Source organism: Krasilnikovia sp. M28-CT-15 (assembly GCF_047159595.1).
In the GTDB taxonomy this organism is placed as follows: Bacteria; Actinomycetota; Actinomycetes; order Mycobacteriales; family Micromonosporaceae; genus Actinoplanes.
Genome location: NZ_BAAGAK010000001.1, coordinates 814493 through 837174 on the forward strand (window position 1 = coordinate 814493; position 22682 = coordinate 837174).

A 22682-nucleotide genomic window follows, 5' to 3' on the forward strand; every position below is an offset into this window, starting at 1 on the left:
TGGATCTGAAAGGAACATCGTGAAATACGACGAGCTCTACATCGCGGGTGTCGGCTCCTGGTATCCCAAGCCGACACCGGTGCAGACGGCGATCGACGCCGGCTGGTATGACGACGCGGTCCAGCGCAAGACCGGTCAGGTGTCGGTGACGGTCGCGGGAGACGACGATTCGCATCCGGAGATGGCCGTACGCGCCGGCAAGCTGGCGGTGCGGCAGGCCGGCCTGCCGACGAGTGACTTCTCCCTGCTCCTGCACGCCACGTCGGGATTCGCCGGGTTGGACGGCTGGAACGTGGCCTCCTACCTGCAGCACCAGATCGTCGACGGCAGCGGCGTCGCGTTCGAGATCCGGCAGCAGTCCAACGGCGCGATGGCCGCGCTCCCGCTGGTGGCCGCACACCTCTCCGCCGGCCCCGAGAACGGCGCCGCGCTGATCACCGCCGCCGACCGGTTCGACCTGCCGGTGTGGGACCGGTGGCGCGCCTACGTGGGACTGGTGCTCGGCGACGGCGCGAGCGCCGCGGTCCTGTCCCGGCGCCCGGGATTCGCCCGGGTGCTGTCGGTGGTCACCGAGAGCCGTGCTGAGCTGGAGGGCGCTCAGCGGGCCAGCCTGCCCTTCCAGACGAATCCCGACCCCGCTGACCCCACGCTGTACCCGATCAGCCTGATCAACCGCATGCAGGAGTTCGCGGCGAGCCAGGGTGGGTTGTCGGCCATCTTCAAGCAGATGAACAAGGCGCTGATTAGCGCGGTCACACTCGCCGCCGAGGAGGCCGGCATGCGACCCGCCGACGCCGACCACATCGTCTTCCCGAACTTCGGCCGCACCATGTTGCAGCAGGAGGTGCTGGATCCCCTGGACCTGACCATCGACCGTACGCTGTGGGAATGGTCCCGGGAGGTGGGTCATGTCGGCGCAACGGACCAGTTCGGAGCGCTGGACCACCTCGCTCGTCAGGGTCTGCTCGAGCCCGGGCAGCGCATCCTGCTGACCGGAATCGGCCTGGGTTTCAACTGGACCTCGGCGGTGGTGGAGATCCTGGAACGCCCCGCCCGCGCGGAGTAGGGCCCGCTCCCGCGACCCGACTCGCGGGTCTTCGACTGCCGGACCGGCATCAGGCGACACCGCCCGCGGCCATCCCCCGTTGGCCGCGGGCGGTGTTCACATACGACGTCAGGAGAGTCACCTACCGTGTTGCGCTGGCTTACCGCAGGTGAATCGCACGGACCGGCGCTCGTCGCGCTGCTGGAGGGTGTTCCCGCCGGGATCGAGGTCACGAGTGCGGACATCACCCGGGACCTCGTGCGCCGCCGCCTGGGCTACGGGCGCGGCGCCCGGATGAAATTCGAGCAGGACGAGGTCGAGGTCATCGGCGGCGTCCGGCACGGGATCACCCTGGGCAGCCCGGTCGCCATCCGGGTCGGCAACACCGAGTGGCCGAAATGGCAGACCGTGATGGCGGCCGACCCGGTCGACCCGGACGTGTTGGCCGCCCAGACCCGCAACGCCCCGCTGACCCGCCCGCGCCCCGGTCACGCCGACCTGGCCGGTATGCAGAAATACGGGCACACCGACGCCCGTCCGATCCTGGAACGCGCCAGCGCCCGGGAGACCGCGGCCCGGGTCGCCGTCGGCGTGGTCGCCAAGAACCTGATCAAACAGGCCCTCGGCATCGACATCGTCTCGCACGTCATCGAGCTGGGCTCGGTCGCCGCCAAGACCGGCGTGATCCCCACCCCCGACGACGCCGACCGCATCGACGCCGACCCGCTGCGCTGCCTCGACCCGGAGGCCAGCGCCCGCATGGTGGCCGAGGTCGACGCCGCCAGGAAGGACGCCGACACCCTCGGCGGCATCGTCGAGGTGCTGGCCTACCACGTGCCGCCGGGCCTCGGCTCGCACGTGCAGTGGGACCGCAAGCTGGACGCCCGCCTCGCCACCGCGTTGATGTCGATCCAGTCGGTCAAGGGCGTCGAGATCGGGGACGGCTTCACCCAGGCCCGCTCGCGCGGTTCGGTGGCGCACGACGAGATCATCCCCGCAACGGGCGGCGTCAAGCGGATCACGGACCGGGCCGGCGGCCTGGAGGGTGGTATCACCAACGGTGAGCCGCTGCGGGTCCGCGCCGCGCTCAAGCCGATCTCGTCGCTGAACCGGGCGCTGCAGACCGTGGACGTCACCACCGGCGAGCCGGCCACCGCGATCAACCAGCGTTCCGACGTCTGCGCGGTGCCGGCCGGCGCGGTGGTGGCCGAGGCGATGGTGGCCCTCGTGCTGGCCGAGGCCGCGACCGAGAAGTTCGGCGGCGACTCGGTGGCCGAGATCCAGCGCAACGTCGCGTCGTACCTCGGCGCGCTGGTGATCCGCTGATGTTTCCGGTCGCGGTCCTGGTCGGCCCGCCCGGCGCCGGCAAGACCACCATCGGGCTCGGGGTCGCCTCGGCGCTCGGTGTCGCCTTCGCCGACACCGACTCGATCATCGAGGAACGGGCCGGCAAGCCGATCCCGGACATCTTCGCCGAGGACGGCGAGCCCGCCTTCCGTGTGCTCGAGCGCGAGGTGGTCGCCTCGTCGCTGGCGTCCTTCGCCGGTGTCCTGGCCCTGGGCGGCGGTGCCGTGCTGGACGAGGCGACCCGCAAGCTGCTTCGGGAGCACACGGTCGTGTTCCTGTCGGTCGGGCTTTCCGACGCTGTCCGGCGGGTCGGTCTCGGTGCCGGCCGCCCACTGCTGGCGACGGACCCGCACGCCACCATGAAGGTCCTGCTGGAACAGCGCCGCCGGCTCTACGTCGAGGTCGCCCGGCACACCGTCACCACCGACGGCCGCGAGCCGGTCGAGATCGCCGCCGAGGTCGTGGCCACGCTGCACCACCGCACACCGTGATCGGGGGCCACCCCGATCTGGCGATGTTGATCCGCGTGTCCGGTTCGGGACGTTGGCCCCGTGATTGCACCGCTGGAGGAGCGAAGCTCAACCCCCTGGCCGCGACCGGCGATAGGTAGGGGGAGCGATGGCGGAGGTGCGGAATGCAGATGTTGGTGGTGGACGACGACGTCGAACTCCGTGACGTGATCGCTGCGTGTCTGCGCAGCCACGGACATTCCGTGCTCCTCGCCGACAGCGCCGACGATGCGATTGCCGCGGTGGACCGGCACGGGATGCCCGAGGCTGTGGTGCTGGAGACCGGCAGCGACGGAGACACCCTGCTGCACCGGCTGCGCCAGCGCGTCCCGAACCTGCCCGCGCTGGTCCTGACGGGGCTGCGGAACCCGGCGGACCTGGCCCGCATCACCAGTGGGCGTGTGGGCTGTCTAGCCAAGCCGTTCACCGGCGCTGAGCTGTTCCGGGCCGTGGGCAAGCTGTCTGCCGCGGTGGCGTAACCCCCGCTTCGCGCTGAAATGTGGTTGCGTCGCGACCATCGCCTTGCAGATCATCACGCGGTGGACCTCCAAGACGCGGCGCGGGCCTGGCAGACCGATGGTTTCGTGATCCTTCCCGGCTTCATTCCGGCCGATGAGCTGAAATCCGCGGTCGGCGAGCTTGATCTGCTGTTCCCGTCGGCCGACGGTTTCCACGACGGCACGGACCCGCGCCGTGAACGCTTCCTCGGCGACGAGTTCGCCGGGATCGACACGTTGCCGTTCGCCAGCACCGAACTCAGCCTGCTGGCCGTGAACCATCGCGTGCTGACGCTCGCCGCGACGCTGCTGGGCACCGACGACATCCACATCTACGCCGCGGAAGCCTGGGCCAAATACACCGGCGCCTGCGACTACGACCAGGACATGCACCGCGACTACCTCAACCACACCGTCCTGGTGCCCAGCACCACGCCGGGCTGCCGGCAGGTGGAGATGTTCGTCTTCCTCAACGACGTACCTGAAGAACTGGGCCCGCCGCACCTGGTCTCCCGCAGGCACACCGCCGACCTGCCCGCCGTGCCCAACTGGTTCCTGCGCCCGGGCCAGGAAGGCACCTCGCGCTTCAGCGACGACTCCGGAAGCCCAGAACTCTACGGAGCCGAGGTCACCGGGGCGGGCCCGGCCGGAACGGTCATCGCCTTCGAGCCGGGGACCTTCCATCGGGGCACCCAGCTGACCGCGCCGCGCGGCGCCCGGTTCAGCATGCACCTGGGATTCCGGCCGTCCACCCTGCACTGGGGGCAGCGCGTGGCCTGGGCCGCGCGGAGCTTCACCAGCGAATGGGTCGACCTCGTGGGCAGTGCTACTGCGCGCCAGCTTCAGGCCTTCGGCTTTCCGCCACCCGGACACCCCTACTGGACGCCGGAGACGCTGGCCGGCATGGCACTGCGCTACCCGAGGCTCGACCTCTCACCGTGGCGCACTGTCGGCTGACGGGCGCTCCGGGGTGCCGTCGTTGCGCCCGGATCAGAGCCGCAGCAGCCGAAGGTTCCGAAACGTGGCAGCTCGGGCATCGAGGTCCAGGTCGGACCTTTTACCGTCGCCGAGCGCCGCGCCGAGCGCGAGCCCGCCTTCCGACTGCGGGGTGGCCTTGTCGCTGTGCAACAGTGGCCGGCCGTCCACCGAGACATCCAGGTGCGGCCCGTTGGCGACGATCAGAACTCGATGCCAGTCCAGCGGATCGTCCAGGATCGGCACCGCGTGGGCGAAATCAGTGGTGTAGACCTGGTCGGGAACGTCGATCCCAGCCGTGATCCGCTCCGGACACAACGTGATCCGGAGGCTTCCTTCCGTGGCGAGCCGCAGCCAGATCGCCGGGCAGTAGGCGGTATCCGTCGGGCGGGCGTCGACCATGATGACCATGTTGCTCCCGGCGAACGGGCCTCGACACAGACGTGTCGACGCCATGCGCGGAACGATCGCGAGGCCGTCCTCCTCGACGTGGCAGCCGGAATCCGGCCGCCAGCCACGCTCTGTGGTGGGTGTGTTGGCGAAGTCCTCGGCGAACCGGTTCGGCGGCTGGGTGATGGTGTCGGCCAGTGCGGGCCCGGCGGAGCGCGTCGGAGACAACCACTGCCGTAGGCCGGGAATCGCCACCACGGCGGTGAGCAGCACCACCGCGCCGAGGGCGAGCAGCGCGGCCGTCCGCCGGGAGCGCGGACGGCTTTCCGGTGGTGGACGGCGCCGCGACGGGGCGACGTCGCCGACCGTCAGCAGGCCGTCCAGCAGTTCGGAGGCGGTCGGCCGGTCGTCCGGCTTCTTCGTCAAGGCGGCGGTGACCAGGTCACGGAGCGGGCCGGTCAGGCCGGTCAGGTCCGGTTCCTGGGTGAGGATCTTGGCGGCGGTGGCGACCGGGGAGTCGGCCGCGAACGGGGTGCGGCCGGTCGCCGCGTACGCGACGAGGACGCCCCACGCGAAGATGTCCGCCGCCGGGCCGTCCGGGCGGCGCTCGTCCCCGGTCGCGAAGCGTTCCGGGGCCATGTAGGAGATCGTGCCGACCATCTGGTCCGGCCGGGTCAACTCGGTGCCGGAGTCCGCCGCACGCGCGATCCCGAAGTCGATCACTTTGGGGGTGCCCAGTGAGAACAGCACGTTGTTCGGCTTGAGGTCGCGGTGGATGACGCCGGCACTGTGGATCGCAGCAAGGGCGGTCGCGACCCCGACGGCCACGCTGTGCAGGCTTCCGCCGCGCAGCGGCCCGTTGCGCCGGACGAGTTGCCCCAGGTCGGCGCCCTCCACGTACTCGACGACCAGATACGGCGTCGGGTGATCCGGGTCGGCGTCGAGCACCGCGGCGGTGCAGAACGGCGGGACCTGGCGGGCCCGGTTCACCTCGCTGCGGAACCGTGCCCGGAACTCGGGATCGGCGCCGAGTTCCGGCCGGATCAGCTTCAGCGCCACCCGCCGCCCGTCGAGATCCTGCGCCAGGTACACCGCCCCCATGCCGCCCTCGCCGAGCCGGGCCAGCACCTCGTAGCCACCGAGCCGGCGCGGATCATCGGGCCGTAGGGGTTTGGTCACGCGCATGCACGCTACAAGCCGCGTCCAGCGCCGCGGGCGACCCTTGGTCCGGGAACGGGGCGGTACCGACGGATTCGCGATTATGTACGGACATCAGCCCATCGCCGCCTACCTCGGCTTTCACCGCTGACAGGGCGATGCAAGCGATCTGAAAGCTCCGCTGACTAGCGTCGATCTTGCACGCGGCGGACATCGGTGACGCAGGTCGATCGACGTCGGCACGTCAGGAGGGCGCTCCGCTCGGCCACAGCCGGTCGGCGGAACGTCACGCAACGGGGGAGGAACCACATGACCGTGCAACGCGAGGAGTCGTCCCGCATCGACGACACGATCGCGGCGCTGTCCACGCTGGCGTTCCAGCGAACGGTCGACCGGTCCACGGTGCACCGGGCGTCGATCTCGGAGGTGTTCATCACCGACGGCCGCAAGGTCTCGGATTCGGCGTACGTCGTCGCGGCGCAGGTGCCGCCGTCGCACGCGTACTACCGGGACCAGCTGCTGGACCGGACCGTGGTCGACCCGACTCTGCTGCTGGAGTGCTGCCGCCAGGCCGAGACGTACGGCGGGCACCTCTTCCAGGACATCGGCCCGGACGAGAAGTTCATCCTCCGGTCGTGGTCGATGCGGTTGCCGGGGCTGCTGGCGGCACCGTCGGCGAACCGGCCCGCCGAACTCGCGATGACGGTCCGCACGCGGGGACGGCAACTCGTCGGACAACGGACGGGCGGGCTGTCGTACGGCATCGGCATGTCGATCGACGGGATCGCGGTCGGCGACGTCACCATCGACGTGGCGTACCTGTCCGCGGAGACCTACACGTACCTGCGCAACCGGGGCAGGCGGGGCGCCGCCCCCTCGTCCGACGACGTCGCCGCGGTCGCGTCGAATGTCATCCCCGCCCGGGTCGGCCGCCGCGATCCGGCGAACGTGCTGCTCCGCGACGCGGTCGTGGACGCCGGGGAGGCCGTCGCCACGGTCCGGCCGGCCGTGGACAATCCGAGCACGTTCGACCATCCGCAGGACCACGTGCCCGGCATGGTCCTCACCGATGCGGCCCGCCAGCTGTGCGTCCTCGCCGGACCGCGCCTCACCGGGGCCGCCCCGGAGCGCACCACCATGGCCGGGTTCGACCTGTCGTTCGCCCGCTACGCGGAGCTGGACTCCCCGGTCGAGGTACGCGTCCACCCGGGCGGTGACCCGGATCCGGTCCTGGCCGCCGCACTTCCCGAGGTGCGCGCGTGGCAGGTGTCCGTCCACCAGCACGATGCCGTCATCGCCGGTGGCGTGCTGTTCACCACGACCCTTCCGCAGGTCGAGCCGCGACTGGCCGGTGCCCGGTGACCCGGGCCGCCGTACTCGCGGGACTCGGGGGCTGGGTGCCGCCGCGCGTCGTGACCAACGACGAACTCGGCCGGGAACTGGACACGTCGGACGCCTGGATCCACAGCCGTACCGGCATCCGCCGGCGGCACGTGGTCGACCCGGGCACGGCGACCTCCGACCTCGCGGTCGAGGCGGCCCGGCGCGCGCTGGCCTCGGCGGGGACGGACCGCGTCGACCTGATCGTCCTGGCCACCAGCACGCCGGACCATCCGTGCCCGGCCACGGCGCCCGCGGTCGCCGACCGCCTCGGCCTCAACGGGGTGGCGGCGTTCGACGTCGCCGCCGTGTGCAGCGGCTTCGTGTACGCGCTGGCCGCCGCCTCGGCGATGATCGGTCAGGGTCTGGCCGGGCGGGCGCTGGTGATCGGAGCGGACACGTTCTCCACGATCCTCGATCCGGCCGACCGGACCACCCGCGCGATCTTCGGGGACGGGGCCGGAGCCGTCGTGCTGCGCGCCGGTGACGACCGGGAACCCGGTGCCGTACTCGGCTTCGACCTGGGCAGCGACGGACAGCACAGCGATCTGATCACCGTCGCCGCCGGCGGGTCGCGTCAGCCCGCGACGGCCGGACCGGTCGAGGACGCCGCGCGGTACTTCCGCATGCGCGGCAAGGAGGTCTTCTTCAACGCGGTCCTGCGGATGAGCGAGTCCGCGCAGACCCTGCTGCGGACCGTCGGCTGGAATCCGGAGGAGATCGACCGGTTCGTCGCCCACCAGGCGAACATCCGGATCCTGTACGCCGTCGCGGACCAGCTCGGCCTCGACCGCCGCACCGTGGTGGCGAACCTCGACCGCGTCGGGAACACGGTCGCGGCGTCCATTCCGCTCGCGTTGCAGGACGCGGCCTGCAGGGGGGACCTCGTACCCGGTCAGCGCGTCGTGCTCACCGGCTTCGGTGGCGGCCTCACCTGGGGTTCCGCGGCGATCCGCTGGCCGGACATCGCGGTCGAACCGCTGCCCACGATCCACCCCGACCTGAACCACTCGAACTGAAGGAAGTGTCATGTCTGTTTCGAAAGACCGTCTGCGTGCCCTGCTCGACGAGCGGTTCGGCGTGCCGGCGGCCGACATCACCGACGAGGCGACGTTCGAGGAGCTGGCGCTCGACTCGCTGATCCTCGTCGAGTTCGCGCTGGTCGTCCGCAAGGAGTTCGGTATCGCACTGGACTCGTGGGAACTGGAGCCGTCCTTCACGGTCAAGGACGCAGCTGAGCTGGTCGATGCCAAGGCGGCACTGGTCTGATGTCACACGACCGACGGGGGCGTGGCGACATCGCGATCAGCGGCATCGGCCTGGTGACCGCAGCCGGGATCGGCGTGACGGCCAACTGGCAGCGGGTCATCGCGGGGACGGCCACGGCGGCGCAGGACGCCGCCCTGGCCGGCCTTGCGACGGACTTCTCCTGCCGGGTACCGGGCTTCGACGGCGACGCCCTGCTCGGTCGGCGACTGGCCTGGCGGCTCGACCGCTTCGTTCAACTGGCAATCGTCGCCGCCCGCGAGGCCATCGCCGACTCCGGACTCGACCCGGCCGCCTGGCCCGGCGAGCGGGTCGGCGTCGTGGTGGGCAACTCGCTGGGCGGCACCGAGACCGTCGAGCGCGCCCACCGGACCTTCTACGCCGGCGACCCGGACGATGTGTCGCCGCTGACCGTCCCGATGGGCATGGTGAACATGGTCGCCGGCTACGTCGCGATGGACTGCGGAGCGCGGGGGCCCGGGCTCGTCACGGCGACCGCGTGTGCCTCCGGCACCACCGCTCTGGGCGTGGCGCGGGACCTGTTGCTGTCCGGGGCGTGCGACATCGTCGTGGCCGGTGGTACGGAGTCCGCCCTCACCCCGGCGACGGTCACCACCCTGGGCCGGATGGGTGCCCTGTCCGTCCGGCGCTCGGACCCCGCCACCGCGTCGCGGCCGTTCGACATCGACCGCGACGGCTTCGTCGCCGCGGAGGGCGCGGGCATGCTCGTGCTCGAACGCGCCGGGGACGCGCGCAGCAGGGGCGCCCGGGTACACGCCCGGATCGCCGGGTACGCCGCCACCGCGGACGCCCACCACGCCACCGCGCCGGAGCCGACCGGAGCGGGCATCGAACGCGCGGTCCGCCTGGCGCTGGCGGACGCCGCGCTGGCCCCCGAGGACATCGACCACGTGAACGCGCACGGCACGTCGACGCCGCTGAACGACGTCGCGGAGGCCGGCGCCCTGCACCGGGTGTTCGGCGACCGCGTCGCGGTGACGTCGACGAAGGGCGTCACCGGCCATGCCCTCGCGGGAGCGGGCGCGATCGAGGCGGCGTACACCGCGCTTGCGCTGCGGGACGGAGTCGTCCCGCCGACCGCCAACCTGCAGCGGATCGACCCGCGGGTCGAGGTCGACGTCGTGGCCGGTGCGGCCCGCCGGGGACCGCTGACCGCAGCGGTGAGCACCTCCATGGGGTTCGGCGGCAACAACGCCGCACTCGTAATCACCCCGGCCTGAGCCGCCGGTCCAGAACAAGGAGAAACCGATGTTGACGAGGAAGCTGGGAAACACGGGGTACGAGGTCGGTGCCGTGGGCCTCGGCTGCATGGGCATGAGCTGGGCGTACCAGGAGTCCAGCCGGGACGACGACCGGTCGGTCGACGTGATCCGGGCCGCCCTCGACCTCGGGGTCGGCTTCCTCGACACCGCCGACATCTACGGCGACGGGCACAACGAACGTCTCGTCGGGCGGGCGATCGCCGGACGGCGTTCCGAGGTGGTGCTCGCTACCAAGGCGGGCCTCGTGGTGGACGACCTGCCGACCAAGGCGATGCACCGCGACGGCTCGCCGGCGCACATCGCGGCCGCCGTCGACGAGAGCCTGCGCCGGTTGGGCACCGACGTGATCGATCTCTACTACCTGCATCGGATCGACCCCGCCGTGCCGCTCGCCGAGACCTGGGGGGCGATGGCGGAGCTGGTTCGGGCCGGGAAGGTCAGGCACCTCGGCATGTCCGAGGTGTCCGTCGCGGAGGCGGAGCAGGCGCATCGCATCCACCCGGTGGCGGCCATCCAGTCGGAACTGTCGCTGTGGACCCGCGACGCGCTGGGCGGCGTGGACACCGCCGTAGCCGGACCGGCCGCGGCGGGCGCCGGTCAGGCGGGGTCCGGGGACGTGGTCCGCTGGTGTGCGGACAACGGGGCCGCGTTCGTGCCGTTCGCTCCGCTCGGACGCGGGTTCCTGACCGGAACGCTGCACAGTGCGACGTTCGAGGGCTCGGACTTCCGGGCGGGGTCGCCGCGCTTCCAGCGCGACGCCCTGGCCGCCAACCTGCGCATCGTGGACGTCATCCGCGCCGTCGCGGACCGGCTGGACGCCACCCCCGCCCAGGTCGCGATCGCCTGGGTGCTGGCCCAGGGCGGGCACGTCATCCCGGTCCCCGGCACCAAGAACACGCGATACCTGCGGGAGAACGCGGCCGCCGTGGACGTGGTGCTCACCGAGGCAGACCTCGCCGCGCTGGCCGATGCCCCGCCCGCCACCGGTAGCCGGTACTGAGCCCCGTCGGAGGACGACATGACTCGACCTTTGCACCTGGACGGCGTGCCCCTCGCGCGCATCGGCGTCGTGGGGTCCGGCCCGGTCGCCGACCGGCTGGCCGCGTCGCTGGCACACCACGGCGCGGACGTCGTCGCGCTGAGCGCCGACGCCGGTGGCTCCGACCCCGGGGCGTTGCGTGACGTGCAGCTCGTCATCGTGGGCGGGCCGGACACCCCTGCGGACACGCGGCGTGGCATCGCGCTCGCCGGACGGTTCGCCGCCCCGGCCGTCCCGGTCGTGACCACGTCGGTGCACACGCCGTACGCAGCCCTGGCGGGCCTGCTCGACCGGCCGGAACGGCTGGTGGTCGCGCGGCTCGGCGAGCCGCGCATCGGCCGGGTCGTGGAACTCGTCGAGGGCGGCGCGGACGCGCGGGTCAGCGACGCGGTCGCCGGGGTGTTCAAGCAACTCGGCCACACCGTGCTGCGCGTACGCGAGACCGGTGGTCTCGTCGTCGACTCCCTCGTGCTGGCGATGCTCGACCGGGCCGCCGGGGTCGTCGAGCGTGGCGAGGCCACGGCGGCCGAGCTCGACGACGCCATGCGGCTGGGCTGTGGGCTGCCCGAGGGTCCGCTGCGGATGCTCGACGGCATCGGCCTCGACGTGGCACTGGCGTCGCTCACGGATCTGTACGCCCGCCGGGGCCCGGCCGCCCCCGCCCCGACCCTGTTGCTGCGCCGCATGGCCGCGGCGGGGTTCACCGGTGAGGGCGGCGGCCGGGGATTCCACCACTATTCCGAGGGCCGTCCACAGGAGACGCCCGGCCGTGCCACGTCCGCCGAGCATGTCGTCCGGCCGGTCCGGCGGGTCGGCGTGGTCGGGGCGGGGACCATGGCGGCGGGGATCGCCGAGGTCTTCCTCCTCGGCGGCCACTCTGTCCGGCTGGTCGGCCGCAGCAGCCGGCGGGCCGCCGACGCCATCGGGGCCGTCCGCGAGGGACTTCGCCAGCGCCGGATCGCCGACCAGGAGGCCGAGGCGTACCTGTCCCGGTGCGAAGGCACCGCCGACCTCGCCGACCTCGCGGACTGCGACCTGGTCGTGGAGGCCGTCGCCGAGGACCTGACGGTGAAGCGGGAGCTCCTCGCCCGCCTCGGCCGGGTGTGCCGGCCCGGGGCGGTGCTCGCGACCACCACGTCCAGCCTGCCGGTCATCGAGTGCGCGATGGCGACCGGCCGCGCCGCCGACGTCATCGGACTGCACTTCTTCAATCCCGCACCCGCGATGGCCCTCGTCGAGGTCGTTCCCACGCTGCGCACCGCAGCGGACGTCCGCGCGACCGCGCTGGAGCTGTGCCGCCGGCTCGGCAAGCATCCGGTCGTCTGCCCCGACCGGACCGGCTTTCTGGTCAACGCGTTGCTCTTCCCGTACCTGAACGATGCGCTGCGGCTGGTCCAGGACGGCGTGGTGGAGCCCGCCGCGCTCGACACCGCCATGCGGTCCGGCTGCGGCTTCGCCATCGGCCCTCTCCGGCTGGTGGACGTCGTCGGAGCCGACGTCGCGCAGGCGGTCCTGCGGCGGCTGCACGACGAACTGGGCGGGGCCGCACTCGCCCCGGTGCGGCTGCTGGACGAGCTGGTCGCCGCCGGGGACCTGGGGCAGAAGGCGGGCCGTGGCGTACGCGACCACGTCCGGCGGCGGTCGCACGTGCCGAGCGTTGCGGGGCGGGCCGCATGACCACACCCGAGATCCTCTTCGCCGACGTCGACGAAACGCTGATCACGGTCAAGAGCATGCTGCGCTTCCTCGACTTCCATCTCGCCCGCGCGGCGGCCGGGTCACCCACGTACGCCGAGGTCGTCGGCGGGCTCGACCGCCGGGCCGCGGAAGGCGCGCCGAGGTCCGAGCTGAACCGCCTCTACTACGGCGCGTTCGCCGGTGCGCGCGCCGACACGGTGCTCCGGCACGGCCGGGAATGGTTCGACACCGAACTCGCGGCCGGAGGGTTCTTCCACGAGCCCGCGCTGGCGTTCTGCGGGGCGCTCCAGGCCCGCGGATCCCGGCTCGCGCTCGTGTCCGGATCCTTCGAACCCTGCCTGGCTCCGATCGCCCGCCACGTGGACGCCACGTGGACGCTCTGCGGCGGGCCGGTCGTGTCGGACGGCCGGTACACCGATGTCCTGCTGCCCACGGTCATCGGCGAGGGCAAGGCCGACGCGGTCCGCGCACTGACCTCGGCCACGAACGTGGACCCGGCCCGCTGCCTGGCGATCGGCGACCACGCCTCGGACCTTCCGATGCTGTCCGCGGTCGGTGCCGCGGTGGTCGTCGGCGACGACCCGGTCCTCGCGCGGGCCGCCACCCGGTACCGGTGGGACCGCCTGCCCGGTGTGGTCCACCGCGACCGGCCGCTCACCACCCAGACCACGGCCGCCGTCGCGGTCACGGAGGAGACGCTATGAGACTCGGAGCCGGAATCGGCATCCGCGCGGCCCACGCCTGGTTGCCCGGGTCCGCGGAGACGATCGACCGGGCCGTCGCCGAGGGCCGCCTGACCGCGGACGCCGCCGCCGAATCGGGGGTGACCGCGCTGCCCGTGTCCGCCGACGTCGCCGCGCCGGACATGGCGGTACGGGCAGCCGAAGCCGCCCTGGCGGACGCGGGTGTCGCCGCGTCGCGGCTCACGCTCGGCGTGCACGCGTGGATCCACCACCAGGGCCACGACTTCTGGTCGCCCGCCCACTACGTCGTGCGGGGGCTCGGCGCGACGCGGGCCGAGGCGATCGGCGTGCAGACCATGTGCAACGGCGGCGCCACCGGCCTCGGCATCGGCGCCGGGCGCCTGCTCGCCGACCCCGGCACCGACCTGGTGCTGGTCACCACCGCCGACCGGTTCGACGCGGCGTCGTTCGACCGGTGGTCGGCGGATTACGGCGTCTACTACGGCGACGGTGCCACCGCGATGGTGCTGGGCCGCCGCGACGACGCTTCGGACGTGCTCACGCTGGCCGCACTGTCGACCAGCACGCTCGCGGACGCGGAGGAACTGCACCGGGGCGACGATGAGTTCAGCGACGCGCCCCGGCAACACAGCGGCCGCATCGACGTGAAGCGCACCAAGAAGGCGTACCTGGAGCGGCTCGGCGCCGACGGTTTTCACCAGCAGGCGCACGACGCGCTGCGGCACATCGTCACCACCGCGCTGCACGACGCCGGTCTCACCGCGAACGACCCGCGGATCCGGTGGCTGCTGCTGCCCCGGGTCGGCGCCCGGACGCGGCGCGAGACGTACCTGCCCGCGGTCGGGTCGCTGACCCGTGCCGAGATCCTGGACCTCGGCCGGGCCACCGGGCACCTGGGCGCCGGTGACCTCGCCGCCAACTGTGCCGGGCTGGTCAGCGGCGGTCTGCTCGCCCGGGGCGAGGCCGCGCTCGTCATCAGCGCCGGAGCGGGCTTCAGCTTCTCCTGCGCCGTCGTCACCGCGCCGACCGCCGCCGGCTCGGGAGCCCGGCCGTGAGCCGCGCCGAGGTGCTCGTCGTCGGGGCGGGGCCGGTCGGCCTCGTCCTGGCCTGCGAACTCCTCTCGCGTGACGTCGCGGTCCGGCTCGTCGACATGGCGCCCGACAAGCCGACCCATTCGCGGGCCGCGATCATCTGGCCGCGGATCCTCGAGCAGCTCCGCCGGATCTCCGTGACCGGCACGCTGGTCGAGGCCGGGCACCGCGTCGACGCGGTGGCGTTCTACTCCGACCGGCGCCCGCTCGGCGAGGTGTCGATGGCGGAGCTGGGCGGCACGCCGTACCCGTACGGCCTCACCATTCCGCAGGACCGCACCGAGCGGATCCTGACGCAGCGGCTGCACGCGCTGGGTGGGCGGATCGAGCGCGGCGTCACGCTGGAATCGCTGGGCCAGGACGCCGAGTCGGTCCACGGGGTGCTGCGCCACGCGGACTCCTCCACCGAGGAGTTCGTCACCGGCTGGCTCGTCGGTGCGGACGGTGCGCACAGCACCGTACGCAAACTGCTCGGAGTGCCGTTCGACGGCGACGCACCGGAGATCACCTTCGCGGTCGCGGACGCGGCCGTGTCGGGTGGTCATTCCGTGCGCAAGATGCACTACTTCTACTCCCGGGCCGGTGCGTTCGGCCTCGCCCCGCTGGACGACCGGACGTTCCGGATGGCCATCAGCATCCCCCCGCGGCAGCCCGGCGACGGGCCGCCGTCGCGGGAGCTGTTCCAGCAGATGCTCACCGCCCGCGGCTCCGGCGAGGTGCACGACCTGGAGTGGAGCAGCGCGTTCACGCTGCGGTGCCGGACCGCCTCCCAGTTCCGTGCGGGGCGGTGCTTCCTCGCCGGGGACGCCGCGCACATCATGAGCCCGGCCGGCGGCCAGGGCATGAACACCGGCATCCTCGACGCGGTCGACCTGGGGTGGAAGCTCGGCGGGACGATCCGCGGTGCGTTTCGGCCGGACATCCTCGACACGTACGACGCCGACCGGCGGCGGGCGGCCCTGCGCGTCACCGCCACGACGACCCTGCAGACCCGGTGGGGCCTGCTGTCGCGCCCCGCGCAGATCGCGGTCCGGGACACGGCGTACCGGCTCGCCCACCGGACCGGGGTGGTGCAAAGGGTGGCGGCGCCGGTGCTGAGCCAGCTCAGCGTCGGGTACGGGCGTGGACCGTCCGTACGGGAGCTGGTCACCCACCGGCCGCCCGGGCCGGGCGACCGGGTGCCGGCGTTCGTGCCGGACGACGCCGCGGTGCGGACCGGCCCATGGCCGGCCCTCGCCCGAGACGATCTCACCGTCCTGCTGTGGCGGGGACGCGCGAAACGGTCGTCCTGGGCCGCGCGGACCCGGGTGATCCGGGCCACCGCCCCGCCCGGCGTGCCCGTGGTCGACGTCGCGAACGACCCCGCATCCGTGGCCGACTTCGGCCCCGCGCCGCTGGCCCTGCTGGTCCGGCCGGACGGGCACGTCGTCCGGCGCCTCCCGATCGACGACCCCCTCGGACTGCACGGCGCGCTGGCGCCGTGGCATCGCCGCCACCGCTGAGCACCCCTGATCACAGAAGGACATCATGAGTACCCCTGCACGCAACCGTCCACAGGCGATCCTCACGCTGATCGCCGCCTGCCTCGTCGCCGTCCTGCTGCCCACCTCCCTCACCGGCACGTCCGTCGCCCTGCCCGCCATCGGCGCTGACCTGCACAGCGGCGTGGTGGGCCTGCAGTGGGTCATCAACGCGTACAACCTGACGTTCGCCAGCTTCCTGCTCGCGACCGGCTCGCTGTCGGACATCATCGGCCGTCGGCGGCTGTTCATCGGCGGCATGGTGCTGTTCGCCGTGTGCTCCGTCGCGGCCGGCACCGTGTCCAGCACCGCGGTCCTGGACGTCGTGCGAGCCCTCGCCGGGATCGGCGCCGCCGCGGCCGTGACCAGCGGCAGCGCGGCCATCGCCCATTCCTTCGAGGGGCACGCGCTGACCCGGGCGTTCGGCCTGTACGGCACGTGCTTCGGCGTCGGTATCGCGTTCGGCCCGATGATGGCCGGCGCCCTCACCGACAGTCTCGGCTGGCGCTGGTTCTTCCTCGTCCAGGCGATCGTGTCGGTCGTCGTGCTGGCCTTCGCGCTGGCCGTCCGCGAGGGCCGCAACCCCGGTCCCGTCACGGTGGACTGGGCCGGGACGTTCACGTTCACCTCGGCCCTGTTCCTGCTCACCCTCGGACTGATCGAGGCACCGCAGCTCGGCTGGGGGCACCCCCTGGCGGTGGCGGCGTTCGCCGGTTTCGCCGTGCTGCTCGGTGTGTTCGTGGCCGTCGAGCGGGGTCAGCAGCGCCCGATGTTCGACCTGTCGCTGTTCCGCAACCGGCGCTACCTGGCGCTGTGCCTGACGCCGGTCGCGCTGGCGTTCGGTTTCGTCGCCCTGCTGGTCTTCCTGCCGTCGTACTTCATGGCCGTCGACGGGATGCCGGCCCGCCAGGCCGGGCTCGTCCTGCTCCTGCTGACCGCGCCCACCCTGGTCATGCCGTCGGTCGCGGCGGTGGCCGCGAAGCGGCTGTCGACCCGTACGTTGCTGCTCACCTGCCTCGCCCTCGTCGCGGCCGGAACGGCCTGGCTCACCGTCATCCAGCCCGGGCAGGGCATCCTCGGCCTCGCCGGGCCGCTGCTCACGATCGGCATCGGCTTCGGCATCTCGAACGGAATCCTGGACGGCGCGGCGGTCACCTCCGTCGAGCCGGAGCGTGCCGGCATGGCCGCCGGGATGTTCAACACGATGCGGATCACGGGCGAGGTGGTGGCGATCGCCGCGCTCGGGTCGCTGCTGGTGAGCTTCACCCGGTCGGAACTGGCCAGCTCCGTCTCCGGCTCGGGCGCGACGTTCGGTGCCCCGACCGGTGACCTGGCGAACCTGACCGTCCAGGGGAATCTCGACGCGGCGGTGCAGCAGGTGCCGCGGACGCTGCAGGCGCAGTTCGCGTCGCTGGCCGAGGCGGCGTACACCGCCGCCCTGCACCACGTGCTGTGGGTGCTCGCGGCGGTGTGTGTGGTCGCGATCCCCGTCCTCGCCGTGCTGCTGCGGCCGGCCCGCCCCGGTGCGGCGGGCGTCGACGGTGCGGCCCTGCCCGAGACCGCGTCGGCCAACTGACCAGACATTCACCACCATCACGTTAGGAACACGACAATGCTTGCAGCCCGCTTCGACGAGTACGGATCGGCCGACGTCCTCCAGGTACGTGAGGTGCCCACCCCCACCGCCGACCCCGGACGGGTCCTGATCGATGTCAGCCATGCCGGCGTGAACTTCGCCGAGGTGATGTTCCGGCGTGGCCAGTTCCCCGTCGGCGTCCCACACGTCCCCGGCCTCGAGGCGGCCGGCACGGTCCGGGCCCTGGGCGAGGGGGTGACGGGCCTGCGGGTCGGGCAGCCGGTCGCGGCGCTGACCCTGGACGGTGGCGGCAACGCCGAGGTCGTCTCGGCCCGGGCGGAACTCGTGGTTCCCCTGGACGGCGACCTGGCGGGCCTGGACCCGGTGCTGGCCGCGGCGGCGCTGTGCAACGTGACCACGGCGTACGGGATCCTCGACGGGGCGGCCCGGCTGCGGGCCGGTGAGACCGTGGCCATCTACGCCGCGGCGGGCGGTGTCGGTACGGCCGCCGCCCAGCTTGCCCGTTCCATGGGGGCGTCTCTGGTGCTCGGCGCGGTCGGCAGCCCGGACAAGGTCGACTTCGCCATGCGGTACGGCTACGACGCGGTCACGACGTACGCCGACCTGCCGGAGGTGGTCGGCGACAACACCGACGGCGGGGTCGACCTGCTGCTCGACTCGGTGGGTGGTGCCGCCCGCGAGGCGGTCACGCCGATGCTGGCCCCGTTCGGGCGGCATGTCATCTTCGGCGACGCCGCCGCCGCGGACGCGACCTACCAGAGCAACGACGTGTGGTTCTCGAACACGTCGCGGGTCGGCTACAACCTCGGCGGGCTGGCGGGCAGCCGCCCCGCCGTGCTGCGCGCCCACCTGGAGGAGGGGCTGCGGGCGGTCGCGGAGGGTGTGGTGAAGCTCGACGTCACCGAGCTGCCGCTGGCCGAGGTGCGTGTGGCGCACCAGCACCTGGAGTCGAGGGCGTCGACCGGCAAGTTCGTGCTGCGGATCCGCTGAGCGACGCACCACGAGGGAGTACGGCATGGAGCGCTTCGTGACCACCCCGTCCGGTATCCGGCTGTGGGTGGAGACGATCGGCGACCCCGGTGCCCCGCCGCTGCTGCTCATCATGGGCGGTATGGCCCAGGCCATCATGTGGCCGGAGGCGTTCTGCCGGGAGCTGGCCGACGCGGGTCATCTCGTCGTCCGGTACGACCACCGGGACACCGGCAGGTCGTCCACGGTCGACGCGGCGCGCCATCCGTACTCCCTCGCCGATCTGACCGACGACGCGGCCGAGATCATCCGCCAGGTCGGTGGCGGACCGGCACACGTCGTCGGTCAGTCCGTGGGTGGCATGGTCGCGCAGCTGCTCGCGCTGGACTTCGCCGAACTGGTCCGCTCGCTGGTCCTGGTCGGGACGTCGTCCGATTCGTGCAGCGACCTGCGGCGCCCGCCGCGCGGCGGCCTGCCCGGGGTGGCCGACGAGATGATCGCGTTCGCGCGGGCTGTGGAACAGGACCCGCCGGGCACGCCGGAGGCGATGTTCGAGGCGCAGCTCACCAGCTGGCGGGTCCTCGTCGGCCCGCACGCCCCGTTCGACGAGGACGCGTGGCGCGACGTGCTGTGCCGGGCGCAGCGGCGGCGGCAGGGCCCGGACACGGCGGGCAACCACGCGGGAGCGCTGGACGCCAGCCCGTCGCGCGCGCATCGGCTCGGCCGCATCGCCGTGCCGACCCTGGTGGTCCACGGGCGCCGTGACCCGCTGTTTCCGGTCGAGCACGGGCGCGAGCTGGCCCGCGAGATCCCGGGCGCGCGGCTGGCGGAGATCGACGGTCTCGGGCACGTCTTTCCGCCACAGTGGATGCCGGTGTTGCGTGACCTCATCCTCGGCCACACGTCGCCCGGGTCCGGGGCACCACCGGGATCCGCCCCTTATCGCCGAGCTGCGGCAAAGGTCACAATGAACGGCACGTGCTGAGGTCGCGTCGCTGGGTTCATGGACCCTACTCTCGTCAAGCCACGGGAGGAGCGACGCGACCAGCATGGATTCTCAGGGCCCCGTCACCGCCTCGATCCGTGTCCTCGGCCCCCTTGAGGTGCGGGTTCGCGACGCACCCGTGCAGATCACCGCCGGCAAACTCCGCAACCTGCTGGCCTCGCTGCTGGTACGCCCGAACCAGGTCGCGTCCGTCGACCAGCTCGTGCAGTGGATCTGGGACGGCGCGGACGTCGCCAATCCGCGCGGCGCCCTGCACACGTATGTGCGGCGGCTGCGCGACGCGCTGCAGATCCCCGACATCCTGGAAACGGCACCGGGCGGGTACCTGCTGCGGGTCGAGCACGTCCAGCTCGACCTGGTGGAGTTCCGCCGCCTGGCGGCCGCGGCCGACCGTACCGACAATGTCCCGGAGCGGGCCCGTACCCTGCGCAGCGCGCTGGGGTGGTGGCGCGGCCCCGCACTCGCGGACATTCCCTCGGAGACGCTGCGCCGCGACCTGGCCGACAGCCTCGCCGCGGAACGGCTACAGGTCCTGGAGAAGTGCTTCGACGCCGAGCTGAGCCTCGGGCGCCACGACGACCTGGTCCGCGAGATCCGCGAGGCCGCCATCGACAATCCGCTGCACGAGCGCGTGTGGGCGCAGCTCATGCTCGCGCTCTACCGCTGTGGCCGGCAGGCCGAGGCACTCGACGTCTACCAGCAGATCCGTGGACTGCTGATCGAGCGGCTCGGCACCGAGCCCGCCGAACCGCTGCGTGACCTGCACCAGCGCATTCTGGTGGCGGACCCCCGGCTGGTCGAGCCGGTGACCGCGGACCCGGGTCCGGTGGCGGTGCAGGTGCCCTCGCAGCTTCCCGCGGCCACGGTCGGATTCGTCGGGCGCGACCGGGAACGCCACGAGGCGCTGACCGTGCTCGCCCGCGACGGCGAACGGACCGGGGTGCCGATCGTGGTCCTGTCCGGCCCGCCCGGGGTCGGCAAGACCTCACTCGCGGTCCAGGTGGCGCACCAGGTCCGGCACGCCTACCCGGACGGTCAGCTCTACGTCAACCTGCGCGGGTTCGATCTCGGGCCGCCGCAGCTGCCGACGTCCGTGCTGGCGCAGTTCCTGCGGGCGCTCGGGTTGCACCGCACCGCCATCCCGCTCAGCCTGGACGAGCAGATCAACCTCTACCGTTCCCAGCTCGCCGACAAGCGCACCCTGGTGGTGCTCGACAACGCGGCGGACCTCGACCACATCACCCCGCTGCTGCCGGGCGCGCCGGGCTGCGCCGTACTGATCACCAGCCGGCGCCGCCTGGGCGGTCTCGTGGTGACCAACGGCGCGCGGGTGTTGCAGGTCGGCATGCTCGAACCCGGCGAATCCCGGCGGCTGTTCATCGGCATGCTCGCGGCGGCGGACGTCGCCGTCTCGCCTGCCGTCGCCGACGAACTCGCCGAACTCTGCGCGCACCTGCCGCTGGCCATCAGCATCGCGCTGGCGAACCTCGTGATGGTGCCCGGTTCGGACCCCGCCCAGTACCTCGCCGACCTGCGCGAGGGCAACCGGCTCGCGGCCTTCACCCCCGACGACGGGGCCGAAAGCGCCGTGTCGGCCACGTTCGCGCTGTCGTACGAGGCGTTGGAGCCGGCCGAGCGACGGGCCTTCCGGCTGCTGAGTCTCGTGCCCGGGCCGGACTTCACCGCGGACGCGCTCGCCGCCCTGGCGGACCTGACCGTGGCACAGGCCCGGCGCCTGCTGGACCGCATCGCCACGGCCAACCTGCTGCACCAGCACGCGCCGGGCCGGTTCCAGTTCCACGACCTGCTGCGCCGGTACGCCCGGGAGCGGCTGGACGAGCAGGATGTGGCCGCGCCCGCGCTGGAGCGACTCGGCTGGTGGTACCTGTCGATGGTCGACGGGGCCGCCGATCAGTTGCACCGCGAATTCGTCCGGCTGCCGTTCCCGCCGTCCGGACCGACCGGCCTGCCGCGCCCGAGCGACCGGCACCAGGCGATGGCCTGGCTGTTCGCGGAGCGTCCGAACCTGGTCGCCGCGATCAGCCACTTCGCACACACCGAGCTGCGCCACTTCGCGTGGCTGCTGGCCGACGGCCTGCGCGGGTTCTTCTGGACCGGCAACTACCGGACCGACTGGCTGGAGTCCACGCAGACGGCGCTGGCCGCCGCGATCGAGCAGGGCGACGAGGACGGCACCGCGGCGATGCTGCGCAGCCTCGCGAACCTGCACAACACGCTCGGCGACTACGCCCAGGCGATCGACCACCACCACCGGGCCCTGGCCATCCACCGTCGGCAGGGGCGGCAGGAGGAGAGCGCGGCCACGCTGAACAACATCGGCCTGGCGTACCTCAGCACGGGCCGCATCGACGAGCTCGAGGCGGTGTGCCGGGAGGCCCTGGCGATCGAGGAACACCTGGAGTCGCCCCGCTGCGGCTCGACCACGCTGGGCCTGCTCGGGGCCGTGCACTGGTCGCGCGGCGAGATCGGTGCCGCGATCGACATGTTCGGCCGGTCACTGCACGTCGCCCGCGATCTCGGCATCCACCACATCGAGTCGTACGGGCTGCGCAGCCTGGGCCTGGCCCACCAGGCGCTCGGCGAGCCGGACCAGGCGCGGCGGTACCTCGACGAGGCGCTCGAGGTCGCCGCCCGCATCAAGTCGCTGTACGACCGGAGCATCGCGCTGTACGGGCTCGCCCTGACACACCGCGACGAAGGTGACGTCGCGACCGCCCGCGACTACGCCGAACGGGCGTTGCTGGCGTTCGAGGAGTGCGGCGACCGGACGTACGAGGCGGAGACCATCTGCGTGCTCGCGATGCTCGACGGCGACGAGGGCGACTGGACCCGCAGTGTCCAGCGGGCGGAGCAGGCGCTGGCCGCGGGGCAGAAGGTCGCCCACGCCGACGGGATCGCCACGTCGCACGCCTGGCTCTCCGTGGCGAACCACCACACCGGCCGGTCCGGCCCGGCAGCCCGGCACGCCGAGACGGCCCGGCAGATGCTGCTCGACGGCGTGAACCGGGTGACCGAGACGCGGGTCTGGTTGCTGCTGGCCGAATCGGCTCGGCTGGCCGGTGACGAGCGTGCCACCGCGACGTTCGCGCACCGGGCACACGCGCTGGCCCGCCAGACAGGTCAGCGCCGGTTGGCGGAACAGGCGGAGCGGCTCACCGCCGCGACGGTCCTGACGGACTGACCCCCA

19 protein-coding genes are annotated in these 22682 nt (G+C 72.6%); 18 read left to right on the plus strand and 1 reads right to left on the minus strand.

Annotated features, from left to right (window positions below; translation table 11 throughout):
* The first annotated feature begins 19 nt into the window (after window positions 1-19).
* The 5 genes from ACMCNO_RS03950 (at window position 20) to ACMCNO_RS03970 (ending at window position 4355) form a co-directional block, all read left to right on the plus strand.
* Entirely contained in the window at window positions 20-1066 is a 1047-nt protein-coding gene (locus ACMCNO_RS03950) for a ketoacyl-ACP synthase III family protein (RefSeq protein ID WP_412748049.1), read from the plus strand.
* 126 nt (window positions 1067-1192) lie between these two features.
* The gene (gene aroC, locus ACMCNO_RS03955; protein ID WP_412748050.1) at window positions 1193-2371 is read left to right on the plus strand and encodes a chorismate synthase; all 1179 of its coding nucleotides are present in this window, start codon (window positions 1193-1195) and stop codon (window positions 2369-2371) included.
* A complete protein-coding gene (locus ACMCNO_RS03960) occupies window positions 2371-2883 on the plus strand; it encodes a shikimate kinase (protein ID WP_412748051.1) in 513 nt (170 codons plus the stop codon). The genes aroC and ACMCNO_RS03960 overlap by 1 nt, the downstream gene beginning before the upstream one ends.
* Window positions 2884-3026: 143 nt before the next feature.
* Window positions 3027-3380 (plus strand): response regulator, encoded by a 354-nt coding sequence (locus ACMCNO_RS03965; RefSeq protein ID WP_412748052.1) that lies wholly within the window; start codon window positions 3027-3029, stop codon window positions 3378-3380.
* 60 nt (window positions 3381-3440) lie between these two features.
* Complete coding sequence (locus ACMCNO_RS03970; protein WP_412748053.1) at window positions 3441-4355, plus strand: phytanoyl-CoA dioxygenase family protein; 915 nt, start codon at window positions 3441-3443, stop codon at window positions 4353-4355.
* A gap of 33 nt (window positions 4356-4388) precedes the next feature.
* Here ACMCNO_RS03970 and ACMCNO_RS03975 read toward each other — a convergent pair whose 3' ends face one another.
* The gene (locus tag ACMCNO_RS03975; protein WP_412748054.1) at window positions 4389-5942 is read right to left on the minus strand and encodes a serine/threonine-protein kinase; all 1554 of its coding nucleotides are present in this window, start codon (window positions 5940-5942) and stop codon (window positions 4389-4391) included.
* A 288-nt stretch (window positions 5943-6230) separates the two neighbouring features.
* Between ACMCNO_RS03975 and ACMCNO_RS03980 the strand changes: the two genes are divergently transcribed.
* The 13 genes from ACMCNO_RS03980 (at window position 6231) to ACMCNO_RS04040 (ending at window position 22676) form a co-directional block, all read left to right on the plus strand.
* A complete protein-coding gene (locus ACMCNO_RS03980) occupies window positions 6231-7283 on the plus strand; it encodes an AfsA-related hotdog domain-containing protein (protein ID WP_412748055.1) in 1053 nt (350 codons plus the stop codon).
* Window positions 7280-8320, plus strand: a complete 1041-nt coding sequence (locus tag ACMCNO_RS03985) for a beta-ketoacyl-ACP synthase III (protein WP_412748056.1) — start codon at window positions 7280-7282, stop codon at window positions 8318-8320. Before ACMCNO_RS03980 ends, ACMCNO_RS03985 begins: the two co-directional genes overlap by 4 nt.
* A gap of 10 nt (window positions 8321-8330) precedes the next feature.
* The gene (locus ACMCNO_RS03990; protein ID WP_412748057.1) at window positions 8331-8570 is read left to right on the plus strand and encodes an acyl carrier protein; all 240 of its coding nucleotides are present in this window, start codon (window positions 8331-8333) and stop codon (window positions 8568-8570) included.
* Window positions 8570-9808, plus strand: a complete 1239-nt coding sequence (locus ACMCNO_RS03995; RefSeq protein ID WP_412748058.1) for a beta-ketoacyl-[acyl-carrier-protein] synthase family protein — start codon at window positions 8570-8572, stop codon at window positions 9806-9808. Before ACMCNO_RS03990 ends, ACMCNO_RS03995 begins: the two co-directional genes overlap by 1 nt.
* A gap of 28 nt (window positions 9809-9836) precedes the next feature.
* A complete protein-coding gene (locus ACMCNO_RS04000; protein WP_412748059.1) occupies window positions 9837-10850 on the plus strand; it encodes an aldo/keto reductase in 1014 nt (337 codons plus the stop codon).
* A gap of 18 nt (window positions 10851-10868) precedes the next feature.
* Complete coding sequence (locus tag ACMCNO_RS04005; protein ID WP_412748060.1) at window positions 10869-12566, plus strand: 3-hydroxyacyl-CoA dehydrogenase NAD-binding domain-containing protein; 1698 nt, start codon at window positions 10869-10871, stop codon at window positions 12564-12566.
* Entirely contained in the window at window positions 12563-13291 is a 729-nt protein-coding gene (locus ACMCNO_RS04010) for an HAD family hydrolase (protein WP_412748061.1), read from the plus strand. The genes ACMCNO_RS04005 and ACMCNO_RS04010 overlap by 4 nt, the downstream gene beginning before the upstream one ends.
* Entirely contained in the window at window positions 13288-14346 is a 1059-nt protein-coding gene (locus tag ACMCNO_RS04015; protein WP_412748062.1) for a 3-oxoacyl-ACP synthase, read from the plus strand. The genes ACMCNO_RS04010 and ACMCNO_RS04015 overlap by 4 nt, the downstream gene beginning before the upstream one ends.
* A complete protein-coding gene (locus ACMCNO_RS04020) occupies window positions 14343-15884 on the plus strand; it encodes an FAD-dependent monooxygenase (protein WP_412748063.1) in 1542 nt (513 codons plus the stop codon). The genes ACMCNO_RS04015 and ACMCNO_RS04020 overlap by 4 nt, the downstream gene beginning before the upstream one ends.
* A 25-nt stretch (window positions 15885-15909) precedes the next feature.
* Complete coding sequence (locus ACMCNO_RS04025) at window positions 15910-17478, plus strand: MFS transporter (RefSeq protein ID WP_412748064.1); 1569 nt, start codon at window positions 15910-15912, stop codon at window positions 17476-17478.
* Between the two features lie 36 nt (window positions 17479-17514).
* Window positions 17515-18489, plus strand: a complete 975-nt coding sequence (locus ACMCNO_RS04030) for a quinone oxidoreductase family protein (RefSeq protein WP_412748065.1) — start codon at window positions 17515-17517, stop codon at window positions 18487-18489.
* A 25-nt stretch (window positions 18490-18514) separates the two neighbouring features.
* Window positions 18515-19453, plus strand: a complete 939-nt coding sequence (locus ACMCNO_RS04035; protein WP_412748066.1) for an alpha/beta fold hydrolase — start codon at window positions 18515-18517, stop codon at window positions 19451-19453.
* Window positions 19454-19517: 64 nt separating this feature from the next.
* A complete protein-coding gene (locus tag ACMCNO_RS04040) occupies window positions 19518-22676 on the plus strand; it encodes a BTAD domain-containing putative transcriptional regulator (RefSeq protein ID WP_412748067.1) in 3159 nt (1052 codons plus the stop codon).
* Window positions 22677-22682: the final 6 nt, after the last annotated feature.

What these genes read in the sequence shown, in the direction of transcription:
- ACMCNO_RS03965 (WP_412748052.1), top strand. Translation starts at nt 3,027, where the DNA reads ATGCAGATGTTGGTGGTGGACGACGACGTCGAACTCCGTGACGTGATC.
- ACMCNO_RS04030 (WP_412748065.1), top strand. Translation starts at nt 17,515, where the DNA reads ATGCTTGCAGCCCGCTTCGACGAGTACGGATCGGCCGACGTCCTCCAG.
- ACMCNO_RS04025 (WP_412748064.1), top strand. Translation starts at nt 15,910, where the DNA reads ATGAGTACCCCTGCACGCAACCGTCCACAGGCGATCCTCACGCTGATC.
- ACMCNO_RS04005 (WP_412748060.1), top strand. Translation starts at nt 10,869, where the DNA reads ATGACTCGACCTTTGCACCTGGACGGCGTGCCCCTCGCGCGCATCGGC.
- ACMCNO_RS04000 (WP_412748059.1), top strand. Translation starts at nt 9,837, where the DNA reads ATGTTGACGAGGAAGCTGGGAAACACGGGGTACGAGGTCGGTGCCGTG.
- ACMCNO_RS04040 (WP_412748067.1), top strand. Translation starts at nt 19,518, where the DNA reads ATGGATTCTCAGGGCCCCGTCACCGCCTCGATCCGTGTCCTCGGCCCC.
- ACMCNO_RS03990 (WP_412748057.1), top strand. Translation starts at nt 8,331, where the DNA reads ATGTCTGTTTCGAAAGACCGTCTGCGTGCCCTGCTCGACGAGCGGTTC.
- ACMCNO_RS03960 (WP_412748051.1), top strand. Translation starts at nt 2,371, where the DNA reads ATGTTTCCGGTCGCGGTCCTGGTCGGCCCGCCCGGCGCCGGCAAGACC.
- ACMCNO_RS03980 (WP_412748055.1), top strand. Translation starts at nt 6,231, where the DNA reads ATGACCGTGCAACGCGAGGAGTCGTCCCGCATCGACGACACGATCGCG.
- ACMCNO_RS04010 (WP_412748061.1), top strand. Translation starts at nt 12,563, where the DNA reads ATGACCACACCCGAGATCCTCTTCGCCGACGTCGACGAAACGCTGATC.
- ACMCNO_RS04035 (WP_412748066.1), top strand. Translation starts at nt 18,515, where the DNA reads ATGGAGCGCTTCGTGACCACCCCGTCCGGTATCCGGCTGTGGGTGGAG.
- ACMCNO_RS03995 (WP_412748058.1), top strand. Translation starts at nt 8,570, where the DNA reads ATGTCACACGACCGACGGGGGCGTGGCGACATCGCGATCAGCGGCATC.
- ACMCNO_RS04015 (WP_412748062.1), top strand. Translation starts at nt 13,288, where the DNA reads ATGAGACTCGGAGCCGGAATCGGCATCCGCGCGGCCCACGCCTGGTTG.